At 68.7% G+C, this 14,756-nt stretch carries 14 protein-coding genes; 4 read left to right on the plus strand and 10 right to left on the minus strand.

The genetic code is table 11. The features are described from left to right. The first annotated feature begins 85 nt into the window (after positions 1-85). A complete protein-coding gene (locus B0W80_RS14170; RefSeq protein WP_076999794.1) occupies positions 86-913 on the plus strand; it encodes a FadR/GntR family transcriptional regulator in 828 nt (275 codons plus the stop codon). Here B0W80_RS14170 and B0W80_RS14175 read toward each other — a convergent pair. Together B0W80_RS14175 and B0W80_RS14180 are read right to left on the minus strand one after the other, a co-directional pair. Further along, on the minus strand, positions 834-2,516 hold the full coding sequence (locus B0W80_RS14175) for an AMP-binding protein (RefSeq protein ID WP_076999795.1): 1,683 nt from the start codon (positions 2,514-2,516) through the stop codon (positions 834-836). The genes B0W80_RS14170 and B0W80_RS14175 overlap by 80 nt on opposite strands. Next, a complete protein-coding gene (locus B0W80_RS14180) occupies positions 2,513-3,487 on the minus strand; it encodes a tripartite tricarboxylate transporter substrate binding protein (protein ID WP_076999796.1) in 975 nt (324 codons plus the stop codon). Before B0W80_RS14180 ends, B0W80_RS14175 begins: the two co-directional genes overlap by 4 nt. Positions 3,488-3,541: 54 nt before the next feature. Here B0W80_RS14180 and B0W80_RS14185 point away from each other — a divergent pair, with 54 nt between their 5' ends. Beyond that, entirely contained in the window at positions 3,542-6,085 is a 2,544-nt protein-coding gene (locus B0W80_RS14185; protein WP_179106918.1) for a CoA transferase, read from the plus strand. 87 nt (positions 6,086-6,172) lie between these two features. Here the strand turns inward: B0W80_RS14185 and B0W80_RS14190 are convergent, their stop codons facing one another. From B0W80_RS14190 to B0W80_RS14215, 6 genes are read right to left on the minus strand one after another with little or no spacing between them, the layout of a single operon-like run. Then, a complete protein-coding gene (locus B0W80_RS14190) occupies positions 6,173-7,144 on the minus strand; it encodes a tripartite tricarboxylate transporter substrate binding protein (protein WP_076999797.1) in 972 nt (323 codons plus the stop codon). Beyond that, the gene (locus B0W80_RS14195; protein WP_076999798.1) at positions 7,141-7,725 is read right to left on the minus strand and encodes a nuclear transport factor 2 family protein; all 585 of its coding nucleotides are present in this window, start codon (positions 7,723-7,725) and stop codon (positions 7,141-7,143) included. The genes B0W80_RS14190 and B0W80_RS14195 overlap by 4 nt, the downstream gene beginning before the upstream one ends. Before the next feature lie 2 nt (positions 7,726-7,727). Then, complete coding sequence (locus B0W80_RS14200; RefSeq protein ID WP_076999799.1) at positions 7,728-8,702, minus strand: tripartite tricarboxylate transporter substrate binding protein; 975 nt, start codon at positions 8,700-8,702, stop codon at positions 7,728-7,730. A 48-nt stretch (positions 8,703-8,750) separates the two neighbouring features. Further along, on the minus strand, positions 8,751-9,137 hold the full coding sequence (locus tag B0W80_RS14205; RefSeq protein WP_076999800.1) for a Zn-ribbon domain-containing OB-fold protein: 387 nt from the start codon (positions 9,135-9,137) through the stop codon (positions 8,751-8,753). Beyond that, entirely contained in the window at positions 9,134-10,315 is a 1,182-nt protein-coding gene (locus tag B0W80_RS14210) for a thiolase family protein (RefSeq protein WP_076999801.1), read from the minus strand. The genes B0W80_RS14205 and B0W80_RS14210 overlap by 4 nt, the downstream gene beginning before the upstream one ends. A gap of 13 nt (positions 10,316-10,328) precedes the next feature. Next, positions 10,329-11,012 carry a nitroreductase gene (locus B0W80_RS14215; protein ID WP_076999802.1) on the minus strand — a complete coding sequence of 228 codons (684 nt, stop codon included), beginning with the start codon at positions 11,010-11,012 and terminating at the stop codon, positions 10,329-10,331. 132 nt (positions 11,013-11,144) lie between these two features. Here B0W80_RS14215 and B0W80_RS14220 point away from each other — a divergent pair, with 132 nt between their 5' ends. Next, on the plus strand, positions 11,145-12,125 hold the full coding sequence (locus tag B0W80_RS14220) for a tripartite tricarboxylate transporter substrate binding protein (protein ID WP_076999803.1): 981 nt from the start codon (positions 11,145-11,147) through the stop codon (positions 12,123-12,125). Positions 12,126-12,248: 123 nt separating this feature from the next. Here the strand turns inward: B0W80_RS14220 and B0W80_RS14225 are convergent, their stop codons facing one another. Further along, positions 12,249-12,812: a DUF2889 domain-containing protein gene (locus tag B0W80_RS14225; RefSeq protein WP_076999804.1), complete on the minus strand. Its 564-nt coding sequence runs from the start codon at positions 12,810-12,812 to the stop codon at positions 12,249-12,251. Further along, entirely contained in the window at positions 12,809-14,119 is a 1,311-nt protein-coding gene (locus B0W80_RS14230; protein ID WP_076999805.1) for a CaiB/BaiF CoA-transferase family protein, read from the minus strand. The genes B0W80_RS14225 and B0W80_RS14230 overlap by 4 nt, the downstream gene beginning before the upstream one ends. 108 nt (positions 14,120-14,227) lie before the next feature. Here B0W80_RS14230 and B0W80_RS14235 point away from each other — a divergent pair, with 108 nt between their 5' ends. Further along, positions 14,228-14,749: a nuclear transport factor 2 family protein gene (locus tag B0W80_RS14235; RefSeq protein WP_076999806.1), complete on the plus strand. Its 522-nt coding sequence runs from the start codon at positions 14,228-14,230 to the stop codon at positions 14,747-14,749. Positions 14,750-14,756 lie beyond the last annotated feature (7 nt).

Below are 14,756 nucleotides of genomic sequence, written 5' to 3' on the forward strand. Positions count from 1 at the left end.
GAGGATGGTGTTCTGCATGAACTCAGAATATCATTGGTCCAACCATTAGGTCAATCAACGCCTCACCGGCGCTACGATCCCGCGCATGCCCAGCTCCCTCGACCCCGACGGCTTCGACGTCGTCCCCATCAACCCGCAGCGCATCTTCCAGGAAGTGGCCAACCAGTTGCGCCGGCTGATCTCCGAAGGCAAGCTGCGCCCCGGCGACAAGCTGCCGCCCGAGCGCGAACTGGCCAAACGCTTCGGCGTGAGCCGCAACACCATGCGCGAGGCGCTGCGCGCGCTGGAGCTGAGCGGTCTGATCGAGCTGCGCCTCGGCGCGACCGGCGGCGCCTTCGTGCTCCCGGGCAGTTCCAACGCGGTGGTCGCCGGCATGCGCGACCTCTACTTCCTGGGCGCGATCACGCCGCAACATCTGACGGAGGCACGCATCGCCGTCAGCGCGGCCGTCATCCGTGTGGCTTGCGCGCGCATCACCGACGAGGAGATCGATGCCTTGGAAGCCAACGTGGCAGCCGCCGAACGTGCCCGACAGGCCGGCGACTTCGAGGAGCGCACGCGGCACCACCAGGCCTTTCACGTGATGCTGGCGTGCAGCACGCACAACCCCGTGCTGATCGCGACGACGGAGGGGATCATGGAGATCACCCGCCAGTTCGTGAAGGCCATCGGCCCGACCGACGAGCAGAACCACTACACGCATCCCTCGCGCAAGCGGCTGCTCAAGCACCTGCGCGCGCGGGACACCGAGAAGGCGGTAGCCGAGATGAGCGCGGCGCTGACCAAGCTGCACCGCGCCTACATGGTGAAGGCCGAAGCCCCGGGCAATGCGCCTAGCGCGCCAGCACCACCCCCGCCGCCTCCCGGTCCCAGGCCTGCGAAAGGCCGGCCTCGAGTTCCTGGCGCAGCTTGAATTTCTCGACCTTCTGGCTCATCGTGGTGGGCATCGCATCGCGGAACTGGATGTAGCGCGGCACCATGAAGTAGGCCATGTTGCGCTGGCAATGCTCGACGAGTTGCAGCGCGTCGAGTCCCGATCCCGGCTTGGCCACGACCACCGCGGCCACTTCCTCGTCGTTGGCAGCCGTCGCCACCGGGAACACGGCCGCGTCGGCCACGCCCGGATGCGTGGCGATGATCTGCTCGACCTCGAAGGCCGAGATGTTCTCGCCGCGCCGGCGGATGCAGTCCTTCTTGCGGTCGACGAAGTACAGGTAGCCGTCGGCATCGCTCATGCCGCGGTCGCCGGTGTGGAACCACAGGTTGCGGCGCGAGTTCAGCGTGGCTTCGGGCATCTTGTAGTAGCCCATGGTGCCGCGCCAGGGCTCGTCGAAGCGCAGCACCATCTCGCCGACCTCGCCGGGCGGCAGCTCGAGATCGTCGTCGTCGACGATGCGGACCTGCACGCCGCGCCGCGGCCGGCCGATGGAGCCGAGCTTGCTGCGCGCGTCCCACTGCGTGAAGGACGTGACCATGCCGTAGTCCGACAGGCCGTAGTTGTTCATCGCGCACAGGCCGAAGCGCTTCTCGAACTCGGCCGCGTACTTGGGCGTGGGCGCCATGCTCACGAGACGCAGGCAGTTGTCTGCGTCGGCGGGCGAAGGCGGCTGGCTCCACAGAAAGCTCGACATCGCGCCGAGAAAGTTGGTGATGGTGGCCTTCGACTCCCGGATCTCGCCCCAGAACTTCGACACCGAGAAGCGCCGCGACATCACGACCGAGGCGCCGCACACCAGCGCCGCGCCCGTGGCGGCCAGCAGCGCATTGTTGTGGAAGAGCGGCAGGCAGACGTAGAAGATGTCCGATGCGCGGTAGCCCTGCGCCTCGGCCGCGCTGGTGCCGTAGGTGAGCGCAGCCGCTTGCGACAGCATGCTGCCCTTCGACGGGCCCGTGGTGCCGGACGTGTAGGCGATCAGCACGAGGTCGCAGAAGCGCGGCGCGACGGGCGGCACGAAGGGCGCCTCGGGCGCACGCTCCACCAGCGCATGAAAGTCGGCGACCGCGATCGTGCCGACCGGATCGACCGTGCCTTCGCCGTCGTCACCGGTGCGAACCACGATCACGCGCTTGAGCAGCGGCAGCTCCGCCAATACGTCCTGCAGGCGCGATGCGAGCGACGCATCGACCACCACCGTCTCGCAATCGGACTGGCCCAGGTAGTAGCGCAACAGCTCGCCGCGCGCGGCGGTGTTGACCGGCACCGACACCGCGCCGATCTTCGCGATGGCCAGGAACACGGCCAGGTGCTCGGGCGAGTTGCCCATCAGCAGGCCGGTATGGCCGCCCCGCGCGACGCCGATGCCGTGCAGCGCGTGTGCGACGCGATCGGTCCAGGCGTCGAGTTCGCCGTAGGTGAAGCGGCGGCCGGTGGCCGTCTCGGTCAGGAACACCTTGTCGGGCGTTCGCTCGGCGAAGCGCGCGAGCACCTTCGGAAAGGTCAGCTCGGCGAGCGCGTAGGTGTCGGCGGTGACGGCGTTGAGCTCCATGTCGGCGGCGATCGCGGCAGGGGTGGTCATTCGGAGGTGATGTTGTTGCGTTGGATCACGGCCACCCAGCGGTCGTTGTGGCGCTTGAGCAGCGCGGCGAAGTCTTCCGGCGTGCTGCTGGTGGCGGTGACGCCGGCCTTCTCCATGCTCTCCCGATAGTTGGCATCGGCCACGGCGGTCTTCATCGCGGCGGCGAGCTTGTCCACCACGGGTTTGGGCGTACCGGCCGGTGCGACGAGGCCGAAGAAGATCTCGGTCGTCAGGTCGGGCTGGCCCACCTCGGCCACGGTCGGGTATTGGGGCAGCGCCGGTTCGCGCTTGGGGGTGGTCACGGCATAGGCCTTGAGCTTGCCCGCCTTCACCAGCGGCGTGGCGGCCGACGTGGAGGTGAACATCACGTCGACCTGGCCGCCGAGCTGCGCGTTGACGCCGTCGATCTCACCCTTGTAGGGCACGTGCAGCAGGTCGATGCCGGCCGACTGCTTGAGCAACTCGGCCAGCAGGTGCGGCGCGCTGCCGTTGCCGGACGACGCGATGCTGATCTTGCCCGGCGAGGCCTTGGCCAGCTTCATCAGCTCGCCGAAGTCCTTGGCGGGCAGATCGGCCTTCGAGGTCAATGTCCATGACGAGATCGCTGCGAGGCTGACGGACGCGAAGGCCTTGCGCGGATCGTAAGGAGGGCTCTTCGTAATGTGGGGCGTGACGCTCATCGGGCTGTTTCCGCCCCAGCCCAGCGTATAACCGTCGGGCTGCGCGCGGGCCACCGCGCCCATGCCGATCATGCCGCCGGCGCCGGCGCGGTTCTCCACCACGAAGGGCTGGCCCAGCTGCTTCGACAGAAGCGCCGCGATCATGCGTGCAGACAGGTCGGTCGCGCCGCCCGCGGAGAAGGGCACCACGATCGTCACGGGCTTCGAGGGGTACGCGTCGGGGCCCTGCGCGAACGAGGTCGCGGCGGCCACGAGCATCGCTGCAGCGGCAAGAAGGCGGGCGGGCTTCATCGGGAGGTCTCCTGGGTTTCCATGAATGTCGTGGGTGCACCTATAATAATCCAAATGGTCCAACCATTCAATCATTCTGCCAATCCAGGCCTGCTGCAGGGGCTGCGCGTGGTGGAGTTGTGCGAGCCCGAAGCCGAGTACTGCGGCCTGCTCCTCGCCGGGCTCGGCTCGCACGTCACCAAGGTGGAGCCCCCGGAGGGCGCGGCATCGCGTCGGCTCGCGCCCTTCGCCGACGACGGCCGCTCGCTCTTTTTCCTGGCCTACGACCGCGACAAATCGTCGGCATTGCTGGACCTGGCAGACCCCGCCGGCCGTGCTGCCCTGCTGGCGCTGCTGGAAGAAGCCGACGTGTTCCTGTGCGGCGGCCTCGCGCAGCTCGAGGCCGCCACGGGACTCGCACTGCCGGAGCTCGCGCGACGCTTCCCGGGCCTGGTCACCGCGCGCATCACACCTTTCGGCGACGACGGGCCATGGAAGGACTATCGCGGCAGCGACCTGGTCCACCTGGCACTCGGCGGCGTGATGATGAACACCGGCTACGATCCCGACCCCCGCGGCCGCTACGACCTGCCGCCGATCGCGCCGCAGGCCTTCCACGCGAGCCACATCGCATGCGAACAAGCGCTGATCGGCATCCTCGGCGCGCTGCTGCACCGCGCACGCACCGGGGAGGGCCAGGACGTGAGCTGCGCCATCCACACGGCGGTGGCGGTCTCGACCGAGATGGACCTGATGTCATGGGTGATGCGCGCTGCGCACCAGCACCGCCAGACCTGCCGGCATTCGGCCGAGCTGCTCAATCCCGCCACGCCGATGGCGCAGACGAAGGACGGGCGCTGGAACCTAGGCTGGATGGTGACCGCGGCGGACGAGAAGAAGGTGGTCGAATTCCTGTCGGCCTGGGGCATGGCGGCCGACCTCACCGGCCCGGACCCGAAGCGCGATCCCAAGCGCCGCGACGTGCCCGGGGCCACGCCCTTCGATCCGCACAAGGCCCATGTCTTCGAGGTGGTGCAGCGGCTCGTGCGCAGCTTCCGCTTCGACGACCTGCCGTGGCAGCAAGCGCAGGCGCAAGGCCTCATGTGGGCGCCGCTGCGCAAGCCGCACGAGAACCTCGACGATGCGCACTGGGCCGCGCGCGGCAGCTACGCGTGGATCGATGGACTGCCCTACCCGCGCAGCAAGTGGATCGGATCGGGCACCTCCTGGGTGGCTGCACGGCCTGCGCCCGCGCCGGGCGAGCGCCAGCCAACGCAGCACGCCGGTGCCGGCGCCGGCACGCCGCGCACATCGACACCGGCCAGGCTGGCTTCTTCGCGGCTCGGCAAGCCCTTCGCTTTGCAAGGCATCCGCATCCTCGACTTCTCGTGGTTCCTCGCCTCCGCCGGCGGCACGCGCATGGTCACTGCCCTCGGTGCGGAGTGCATCAAGGTCGAATGGAAGGACAACCTCGACAGCCGCCTAGGCGCGATGGCGCCGGTGGGGGGCCGCGATGCGCGCCGCGCCACGACCGACCCGCTGCCCGGCATCGACGACCCGGCCATGGGCGGCCACTACAACCACAAGAACGCCGGCAAGCGCGGGCTGTCGCTGAACATCCGCGACCCGCGCGGCCTGGAAATCGCGCGCAGGCTGGTGGCCATCAGCGACGTGGTGGCCGAAGGCTTCTCGCCGGGCGTGATGGACCGCTGGGGGCTGGGCTACGAGGCGATGAAGGCGCTCCGACCGGACATCGTCTACGTGCAGCAGTCCGGCATGGGCGCGCACGGCCGCTACGGCCGCATGCGCACGGTCGGTCCGATTGCGGCGGCCTTCACCGGCATCAGCGAGATGTCCGGCCTGCCCGAGCCCGCGCCGCCGGCCGGCTGGGGTTATTCGTACCTGGACTGGATGGGCGCTTACGGCTTCGCGCAGGCCATCCTCGCCGGCCTGCTGCATCGCGAGCGTACCGGCCAGGGCCAGTGGATCGACGCCTCGCAGTGCGAGTCGGGCCTGATGCTGACCGGCGTGCAGTGCCTCGAATGGGCGCTCCACCGCAAGCCCTTCGCACGCACGGGCAACCGCTCGCCTTACGTGCCGGCCGCTCCGCACGGCGCCTACCGCTGCGCCGGCGACGACCACTGGATCGCGATCGCCTGCTTCGACGACGCCGACTGGCAGGCGCTGGTGCGCGCCGCGGGCGATCCGGCCGCGCTGCGCGATCCGCGCTTCGCCACGCTCTGTGCGCGCATCGCGAACCAGGACGCGCTCGACCTGGCCGTCGAAGCCTGGACCTGCACCCAGGAGCGCTACGCCTGCATGGCGCTGCTGCAATCGCAGGGGATCGCCGCCGGCGTCTGCCAGACCGCCGAGGACCGTTGCGAACACGACCCCCAACTGGCGCAGCAACGATGGATGACCGAGGTGACGGCGCCGCGCATCGGCACTTGGCCGATCACCGAATTGCCGGCGCGGCTGTCGAGAACACCGAGCGACGTCGGCGGACTGCCGCAGCGCGGGGCGCCGGTGTATGGGGAGGACAACGAGTACGTGCTGGGCGAGCTGCTGGGCTATGGCACTGCCGACATTCGCGCGCTGACGCGCGAAGGGGTGATCTGAGCCGGTACGCAACGATCGAGGACAGGCTGAACGATCGTGCGATGCCCCGCCCCAGCCTGCCGCCAACGGGGCAGGGAGGCAAGTCCCTCAGTCCAACCGAATATCCGTCGACTGGATGAACTTCTTCCACCGCGCGCTGTCCGCCTGGATGGTCTTTTGCAGATAGGCCGCGCTCGTGTCTTCCGCCGGGTCCACGCCGATGTCGCGCATGCGCTGGCGCACGGCCGGGTCGGCCAGCATCTTCGCGATCTCTTCGTTGAGCCGCTTCACCGCCTCGGGCGGCGTGCCGGCCGGTGCGCAGATGCTGTACCAGGTGTCGACCACGAAGCCCTTCACGCCCTCTTCTTCCATGGTCGGCAACTCGGGCGCGGCGCCCAGGCGCTTGGGGCCGGTGACGGCCAATGCCCGCAGCTTGCCCGCACGCACCTGCGGCAGCACCGAGGTGTCGACGAACAGAAAATCGAGCTGGCCGCCCAGCAGGTCGACGATGGCCGGCCCGCTGCCGCGGTAGGGCACGTGCACCACCGGCGAGCCGGTGAGCTGGCGGAACATCTCGCCCGACAGGTGCGGCGTGGAGCCGTTGCCGGCCGAGCCGTAGTTGATGCGCCCGGGCTTCGCCTTGGCCATTGCGATCAGGTCCTTCACCGAATGCACCGGGCTCGATGCATTGACCACCAGCACGTTCGAGTTGGTGAAGATCATCGACACCGGCGCGAAGTCCTTGACCGGGTCGAAGGGCAGCTTCGAATACAGGTGCGGGTTGATCGCCATCGTGCTGTTGACGGCCATCAGCAGCGTGTAGCCGTCCGGCTGCGCCTTGGCGACCTGGCCCGCGCCGAGCGCGCCGTTGGCACCGGGCTTGTAGTCGACCACGATGCGCTCGCCCAGCTTGGGGCCCAGCGCCTCGCTCACGATGTTGCCGAAGGTGGTGCCCATGCCGCCAGGCGGATACGGCACCACCAGCACGATGGGCTTCTCGGGATAGGCGGCCAGCGCCGGCCATGCGGCGCCCGCGGCCAGAGACCCGATCGTGATGCGAAGAAACTGCTTGCGGTTCATGGCTCGATCCCCAATGCGCGTCGTTGCCGGAAGATGAAGTCGTCCTGGTTGCGCTGCCCGGTCTGCTGCGATGCGGGCGGCGTCGGCTGGTCGGCGGGCACGGGCACGAACTGCTTCCAGTCAGCCACCAGCGTGCGATGCGCGATCTTCCAGCGGCGATCGTCCCGCCGCTCGAAACGGTCGACGTAGCGCGAGCAGGTCATGAGGTCCATGCCGCCGTCGCCGGTGCCGGCCTTGCCGCCGGCGAGCTGGTCGAGCGCGGCGCGGGCCTCTGCCGGGTAGCGCTGCGTGGTGCGCACGTAGGTCTCGACCAGCGCGAGGTCGGAGCCGGCAAATTCGATCAGCAGGTTGCTCACCGCGTGCATCGAAAACGGAATGGCTGCGTGACGCTTGCTGATCCAGTCGACCAGCCCGTCGACCGGGCCGTCGTAGGCGCCGTGCATGTCGATCGCGTCGGCATGGAACACGTCGCGGATGCCGCTGAAGTCGAGCCTGTCCACCGCGCGGCACCAGCGGTACATGCAGTCCTGGATCTGCATGCGGTCGGCGATGCGCTCGGGCGAATAGTCGTCGAGCGTCATCGTCATTCCGCCTCGATGCCGGCCTTGGCGATCACGCCGGTCCACAGCGCATGATCGCGCTTCATCATGTCGCCGAAGCTCGCTGCACTGGCGGGGCGCGGGAACATGCCCAAGGCCTTGAGCTTGGCCTGCATGCCCGGCTCGGCGATCGACTTGTTCATCGCGTCGTTGAGCTTCGCGATCACCTCGGGCGGCGTGCCCGCCGGCGCCGAGAGGCCGAAGAAGGCGTTGACCGCGAAGTTGGGCAGCGTCTCCGAGATGGCCGGCACCTCGGGCAGCAGCGGGCTGCGCTTCTCGCTCGACACCGCCAGCATCTTCACGCGGCCCGAGCTCACGAAGGAGTTGATCGCGTCCGAAGGCGTGGTCAGCGCCACCTTCACTTCGCCGGCCAGCACCGCATTGACCGCCTGCGCCGCGCCCTGGTAAGGCACGAACACCATCTTCAAACCGGCAGCCTGATTGAACGATTCCGTCGCCAGGTGCGCGAGCGACCCGCGCCCGGCCGACGAGAACTCCAGCTTGCCCGGATTGGCACGCGCGTAGTCCACCAGCTGCTGTATGTTGGTGGCCGGCACCACCGGGTTGACCAGGAAGACCATCGGCGTGGCGGCGATCAGCCCGACGGGCGTGAGGTCCTTCTGCGCGTCGTAGTTGGCCGTCTTCTGCAGCATCGGCGTGGTGACGGTCGAGTTGCCCACCTGCAGCAGCGTGTAGCCGTCGGCCGGCGCGTTCTTGACGAACACGGTGCCCATCGAGCCGCTCGCGCCGAGCCGGTTCTCCACCACGATGGGCTGGCCCAGGTGGCGCTGCAGCGGCTCCTGCAGCGAGCGCACCAGCACGTCGCCGGTGCCGCCCGCGGCGAAGGGCACGACGATCTTGATCGGGCGGCTCGGAAAGGTGTCGGCCTGCGCGCTGCCGAGCGCCAGCGCCGAAAGCGCGAGCGCCGACAAGGCCAGCCATTGGCGTCGGAACATCATGGTTTGTCTCCTGGAATCGTGGAAAGGAAAAAGGTGCCGCCGGCTCGGTCAGCCCGCGGGCTTGAAGACCGGAAAGGCGCGCGAGTCGGGGTGCTGCCAGTCGACCGCCACGGCCTGGCCGATGGACAGGCTGTCATACGGCGCGTCGATGCGCGCGAGCAGGCGCGGCCCTTCATCGAGTTGCACCAGCGCCATCGCGTAAGGCACCTTGTCGGCCAGATGCGCTGGGCCGACGCGGCTCAGCGTCAGCGCGAAGATCGTGCCGCGGCCGCTCGCTTCGCGCCACATCACACCGGCTTCGCTGTACAGGCTCTGTGGTCGCGGATAGAACTGGGCGCGGCCGTTGCCGCGGTCGAACTGCAGCATCAGCCGGCCGTCGCGCAGGCCTTCGACGAACGGGGCGCCCACGTCGGGCAAGGTGGGGGTCTTGCTCATTGGCTCCGCTCCAGCAGCATCACGGTACTGGTGCCCCAGGTGCGGGCGTACTGGATCACGCCGATGCCCGATAGCATGGCGCTGCCGGCGTCGCGCACCTGCCGCGCACCGGCCTCGCCGAACATCTGGCGCAGGCACTCGACGAGGTTGACGCCACCGCCGGCCAGGCCGGGCTGGCCGGCCGAGATCTGGCCGCCGCCGGTGTTGAGCGGCAGCTCGCCATGCCATGTCATGTCGTGCGCCATGACGAAGGCGCCGCCCTCGCCCGGGCCGCAGAAGCCGCATTGCTCCAGCTGCAGGATCAGCGCGATCAGGAAGTCGTCGTACCAGTGCAGCATCTTCACGTCCGACGGCTTCCATCCCACGGTGCCGAAAGCGCGCGGCGCCACGTCGGTGAAGCCGGTCTTGAGCATGTCGCCGCTGGCTTCCGCCGGGTCGAAGTTGATGCGCTCGGCGTAGGCGACCGGATGCACGAGCTTCTCGAAGCCCATCTCGCGCGCGCGCCGCGTCGACATGACCAGCACCGCGCTCGCGCCGTCGCAGCGCATCACGCAATCGAGGATGCGCAGCGGATCGGAGATGAGCTTCGACTCGAGGTAGTCGCGCTCGGTGAGCGGCTTGCGCAGCACTTCGCAGGCGTTGTCGTTGAGCAGGGCTCCCTCGCGCTGCGTGACGGCGAGCTTGGCCAGCGCATCGTGCGGCAGGCCGTGGCGCTGGTCGTACACGTTCGACAGCAGCGCGAAGGCCGACAGCGGGCCCGCGTAGCCGGCCGGGTCGCAGTATTCGGTGCGATGGCCCGACTGCACCGAGCGATCGACGGTGGAGACCGCGTCGGACGCGAGGCACAGCACGATGTCGCACAGGCCGGCCTGGATGGCGGCGGCCGCGCGCGCGATGTTGCCGCCCGACGACGCGCCGCCGATCTCGGTGGCCTGGCACCAGGTGACCGAGAGACCCAGCCCTTCAGCCAGCAGGTTGCTGTAGAACGGGTTGCCGCCTTCGCTCATGGCGAGCGTGGTGGCGAAGCCGTCGATGCGCGAGCGCTCGATGCCCGTCTGCGCGAGCAGCCGGTCGACGGCCTCGCCGGCCAGCGACAGCGCAGTGCGGCCACTGCGGCGCACCAGCTTGGTTTCGGCATAGCCGACGATGGCGATGCTGCGGTCTGCGAGGGACTTCATCCGGCCACGCCCCTCATGCGTCCACGAACTGCACGGCCTGCTCGAGCGGTGCGCGTGTGGTGCGGAAGCCGTTGGCGGGATGCGCGGTGTCTTCGTAGCCGAAGGAAATGCCGCACACCATCGGGCGTTCGGCGTCGATGCCGAGCTCCTGCTTGATCAGTGCCGCCTGATGCGCCAGCGCGGCCTGCGGAATGGCGCCGAGGCCATGGGCCTGCATCGCGAGCAGCACGACCTGCACGTAGCCGCCCACATCGACCGCGCCGTAGACGCCGAGGCCCGGATCGCTGGTCAGGATGGCGACATGCGGCGCGCCGAAGAAGCGGAAGTTCTCGAGCGTCTGGCGTGCATAGCCTTCCTTGTCGCCGCGCTCCACGCCCACCGCGCTGTAGAGGCGAAAGCCGCAGTCGCGCCGGCGGTCGAGGTACACGCCGCGGTAGTCGTGCGGAAACGGAAAGTCGGTGGCGCCGCCCTCGCCTGCGCGTTCGGCGGCGATCAGCTTCGTGCGCAGCCGTTCGGTCGCTTCGCCCGACAGCACGTTGACCTGCCAGGCCTGCGAGTTGCACCAGGAGGCCGCGCGCTGGGCCGTGCGCAGCACCGATTCGATGGTGGCGCGCTCCACCTGCTGCGGGAGGAAAGCACGACAACTGTGGCGCTGCGCGAGCAGCGAATCCAGCACCTGGGCGGGGGTTTCGTTCATCGTGAAATGCTAGATTGGTTGCATTGTTGAATGGTTAGACCAATATAATAAACTGCGTGCGTGATGTCAAACGACCCGCGGCTTGCGGGCGCACACCGCCGATCGTTCCCACACCCGATGAAGGAGACACACATGACCGAGTGCCGCATCCAGCGCCGCACCCTGCTTGCCGCCGGCGCAGTTGCCATCGCAGCCCCGCCGCTGTGGGCGCAGGAGCCCTACCCGTCGCGCCCGATCAAGATCCTTGTCGGGGCCGGCGCTGGCGGCACCACCGACCTCACGGCCCGGCTTGTGGGCGAGAAGATGGGCAAGCTGCTCGGCCAACCGGTGGTCATCGAGAACCGGCCCGGGGCATCGGGCACGCTGTCGGTCGCGCAGACCGTCCGCGCGCCGGCCGACGGCTACACGCTGGTCTGGGTGGGCAACAGCGTGATGGCGATCTCGCCCTATCTCTACAAGGCGCCGGGTTACGACGTGAAGACGGTCATCACCGTCGGCCAGGCCACGACCTCGGGCTTCATCCTGGTGGCCTCGCCGACGCTGGGGGTGAACAACGTGAAGGAGCTGGTGGCCTACGGCAAGGCGAACCCCGGCAAGCTGAGCTTCGGCTCCAACGGCGTGAACGGCAGCCTGCACCTGCTGGCGGAGTTGCTGAAGAGCGAAGGTGGCTTCGATGCGCTGCACGTGCCCTACAAGGGCGGCGCGGAATCGGCGGCGGCGATCATGGGCGGCAACATCCACTTCCTGTTCGACGCGCTGTCTTCCAACATTCCGCTGGTGCGCTCGGGCAAGCTCAAGGCGCTGGCGGTGACCGGGCCGCAGCGCGAGAAGGAATTGCCCGAGGTGCCGACGATGGCCGAGCAGGGCTTTCCGGGGATGACGACCGAGGTATTTTTCGGGCTCGTGGCGGCGCCGGGTACGCCGCATGCGGTGGTGGTGAAGCTCAACGAGACCCTGAAGACGGCGCTGGCCGATCCGGCGGTGCGCGAGGCGCTGGAGCGGTCGGGCAATCAGCCGAAGTACAGCACGCCGCAGCAGTTTCGGGCCCTTGTCGACAAGGAGGGGGCGCGGTTCGAGGCGTTGTTGCAGGCCAAGGGGATTCAGCCGGAGTGAACTGGAGCGCGGAGATTGAGGAGCCAACGGTCGGGGCGGGCTCAGGCCGGCGGGGGACATGAACGGAGTCGGCCACCCGCCGCCCTCGGCCCGCCCCAGGCGTCGGCCACGCGAACCCTGCAGTCAAGCCCCGCGCGCACCCCAGCGAACCACCGCCGCATGCCCCCCACGCCGAAGCCCATGGCAACTGTCGAGCAAGCGCTCCGCAGATTTCGGATCGTCCATCGGCTCCCCGCGCTGCGCCCGCCGCAACTCCATCGCCGGCCCGATCGCCTGGAAGGCCGTGGTGGCCATCGGCCCGAGCAGTTCCGTGAGATGCGTGCAACCCAGGTGGCCGGAGAAGCGCTCCTTCACCGCCTTCACGAGGCCGCCCTTGATCTGCAGCCCTACGAGCCGCCCGTACAAATCGTTGACGTCGCCGCAGTCTGCAAACGGCGCCTGATGCGTACAGGCCTCCGCCGCCACGATGGTGAAGTGCTCGTCCAGCGTGAGGCGCAGCGACATCAGGTGCACCGGCTCGCCGGCCAGGCGAGGCACGTTGCCGCGCGTGCCGTCCTGGTCGCGCGTGCGCACGTCCGACATGCGGCCCTCGACGTCGAACAGGCCATCTTCGCGCTCCCACCCGGTGCATTCGACCCGGCGCGTGTGCAGCAGGGCGCGCGGGGCAGCGGGCGAAAGCTCTTTCATCCGGCCGCGGCCTCCACCGCCGCCGGCTCGGGCCGCCGCGCTGCAGCCGCGGGCGCGAGTGCACCACTGGCCTCCAGCGCAGCGATGCGCGCGCCGTCGTAGCCCAGCACCTCCGCCAGCACCTCGTTCGTGTGCTGGCCCACGGCCGGTGCGGCCTGCGGGTCGGCCAGCGGCGTGCCGGAGTACAGGATCGGCAGGCGCACGTTCGGAATCCATCCGAGCGTCGGATGCTCGATGCGAGTGACCAGCTTGCGCTCCTTCGCCTCGGGCGAGCGCAGCGCGTCGCCCACGCTGCGCACCTCGCCGCACGGGATCTGCGCGGCGCGCATGCGCGGCTGCCAGTACGACCACGGGTGCTGCACGAACATGTCTTCGAGCAGCTTGAAGATCTCGTCGCGCCGTGCCATGCGGCCGTTGCGGTCGGCATACACCGGATCGCTCGCCAGGTCCGGCCGCTCCAGCACCTGGCCGGCGAGGCGGTGGAAGATCTTGTCGTTACCGCAGTTGATGTAGAAGGGCTTGTCCTGGCTCATGAACACGCCCGATGGGCAGGTGTCGGGGCTCGTGTTGCCGTGCCGCTGCGGATGCGCGCCGGTGTACATGTGCTGCATCGCCGCGTAGCCCGTCATCAGCACCGCGTTGTCGAAGAGCGCGATCTCGATCTGCTGGCCCTGGCCCGTGCGGCCGCGCGAGATCAGGGCACCGAGGATGGCGTTGCAGGCCATCATCGCGGTGCTGATGTCGACCACGGGCGACAGCGTGCGCACGCCCTGGCGGTCGTTGTAGCCGTTCATCGAGATGAAGCCGCTCTCGGCTTGCGCGATCGGGTCGAAGCCCAGACGGTCGCTGAAGGCGCCCTCGCGCCCGTAGGCCGAGACCGAGCAGTAGATGATCTTCGGGTTGATCTTCTTCACGCTCGCGTAGTCGAGGCCGAAGCGCTCCATCACGCCGGTGGAGAAGTTCTCGCACAGCACGTCGGCCTGGGCGATGAGTTCCTTGACCACCGCCACGCCTTCGGGGCTCTTCAAGTTGAGCGCCACGCTGCGCTTGTTGCGGTTGCCCCAGGCGTAGGGCGCGCCCTGCGCGGGTGCCTCGGGCGGCACGGGCGGGTAGTGGCGGAACTCGTCGCCGCGGCCCGGCGTCTCCACCTTGATCACGTCGGCCCCCATGTCGCCCATGATCATGGTCGCGAAGGGGCCGGCGAGGAAGTGGCTGAAATCGATGACGCGGATGCCCTCCAGCGCCACGGGCGCGTCGGCGGGGCGCGGCGCGTGCACCGGGAAGTCGTTTTCGAGGCGTTCGAACATGGAAGGCGGCCCTAAAGTATCATTGGTAAGACCATTATACTTACCAAGCTTCGACGCCGTCAACGCCGATGACGCCATCGACGCACGTTCATCCCCCGGAGAGCTCGCATGCCCGATTTCGAACCGTCCCTTCAGCGTTTGCTCGACGCCCAGGCCATCGCCGAGACCAAGGCGCGCTACTGCCGCTACATCGACACCAAGCAATGGCAACGCCTCGCCTCCCTCTTCACGGCCGATTGCCGCTTCGAGGGCCTGGGCTCGGCGCCCGCCGGCGCCGACGTGGCAACCTTCGTGCAGGGCGTCTCGACACGGCTCGCCGACACGATCTCGGTGCACCACTGCCACATGCCCGAAATACGATTCCTCACGCCGGGCCATGCGCGCGCCGTCTGGGCGATGGAGGACTACGTCGAGTGGACCGACGGCGGAACGGTCAAGGAAGCGCCCGGCAGCAAGGGTTTTCGCGGCTACGGCCACTACGAAGAGGAATACCGCGCCGCCGACGACGGCGAATGGAAGATCTGCTTCCTGCGCCTGACACGCCTGCGCATCGATCCCGTCGACGCATCGCAGCCGCCCGCCTTGCCGGGACAGCGGCAGGCGACGCCCGGCTGGCCCGACGCGATCTGAATCGGCG

This window comes from Variovorax sp. KK3 (assembly GCF_001984055.1).
GTDB lineage: Bacteria > Pseudomonadota > Gammaproteobacteria > Burkholderiales > Burkholderiaceae_C > Variovorax.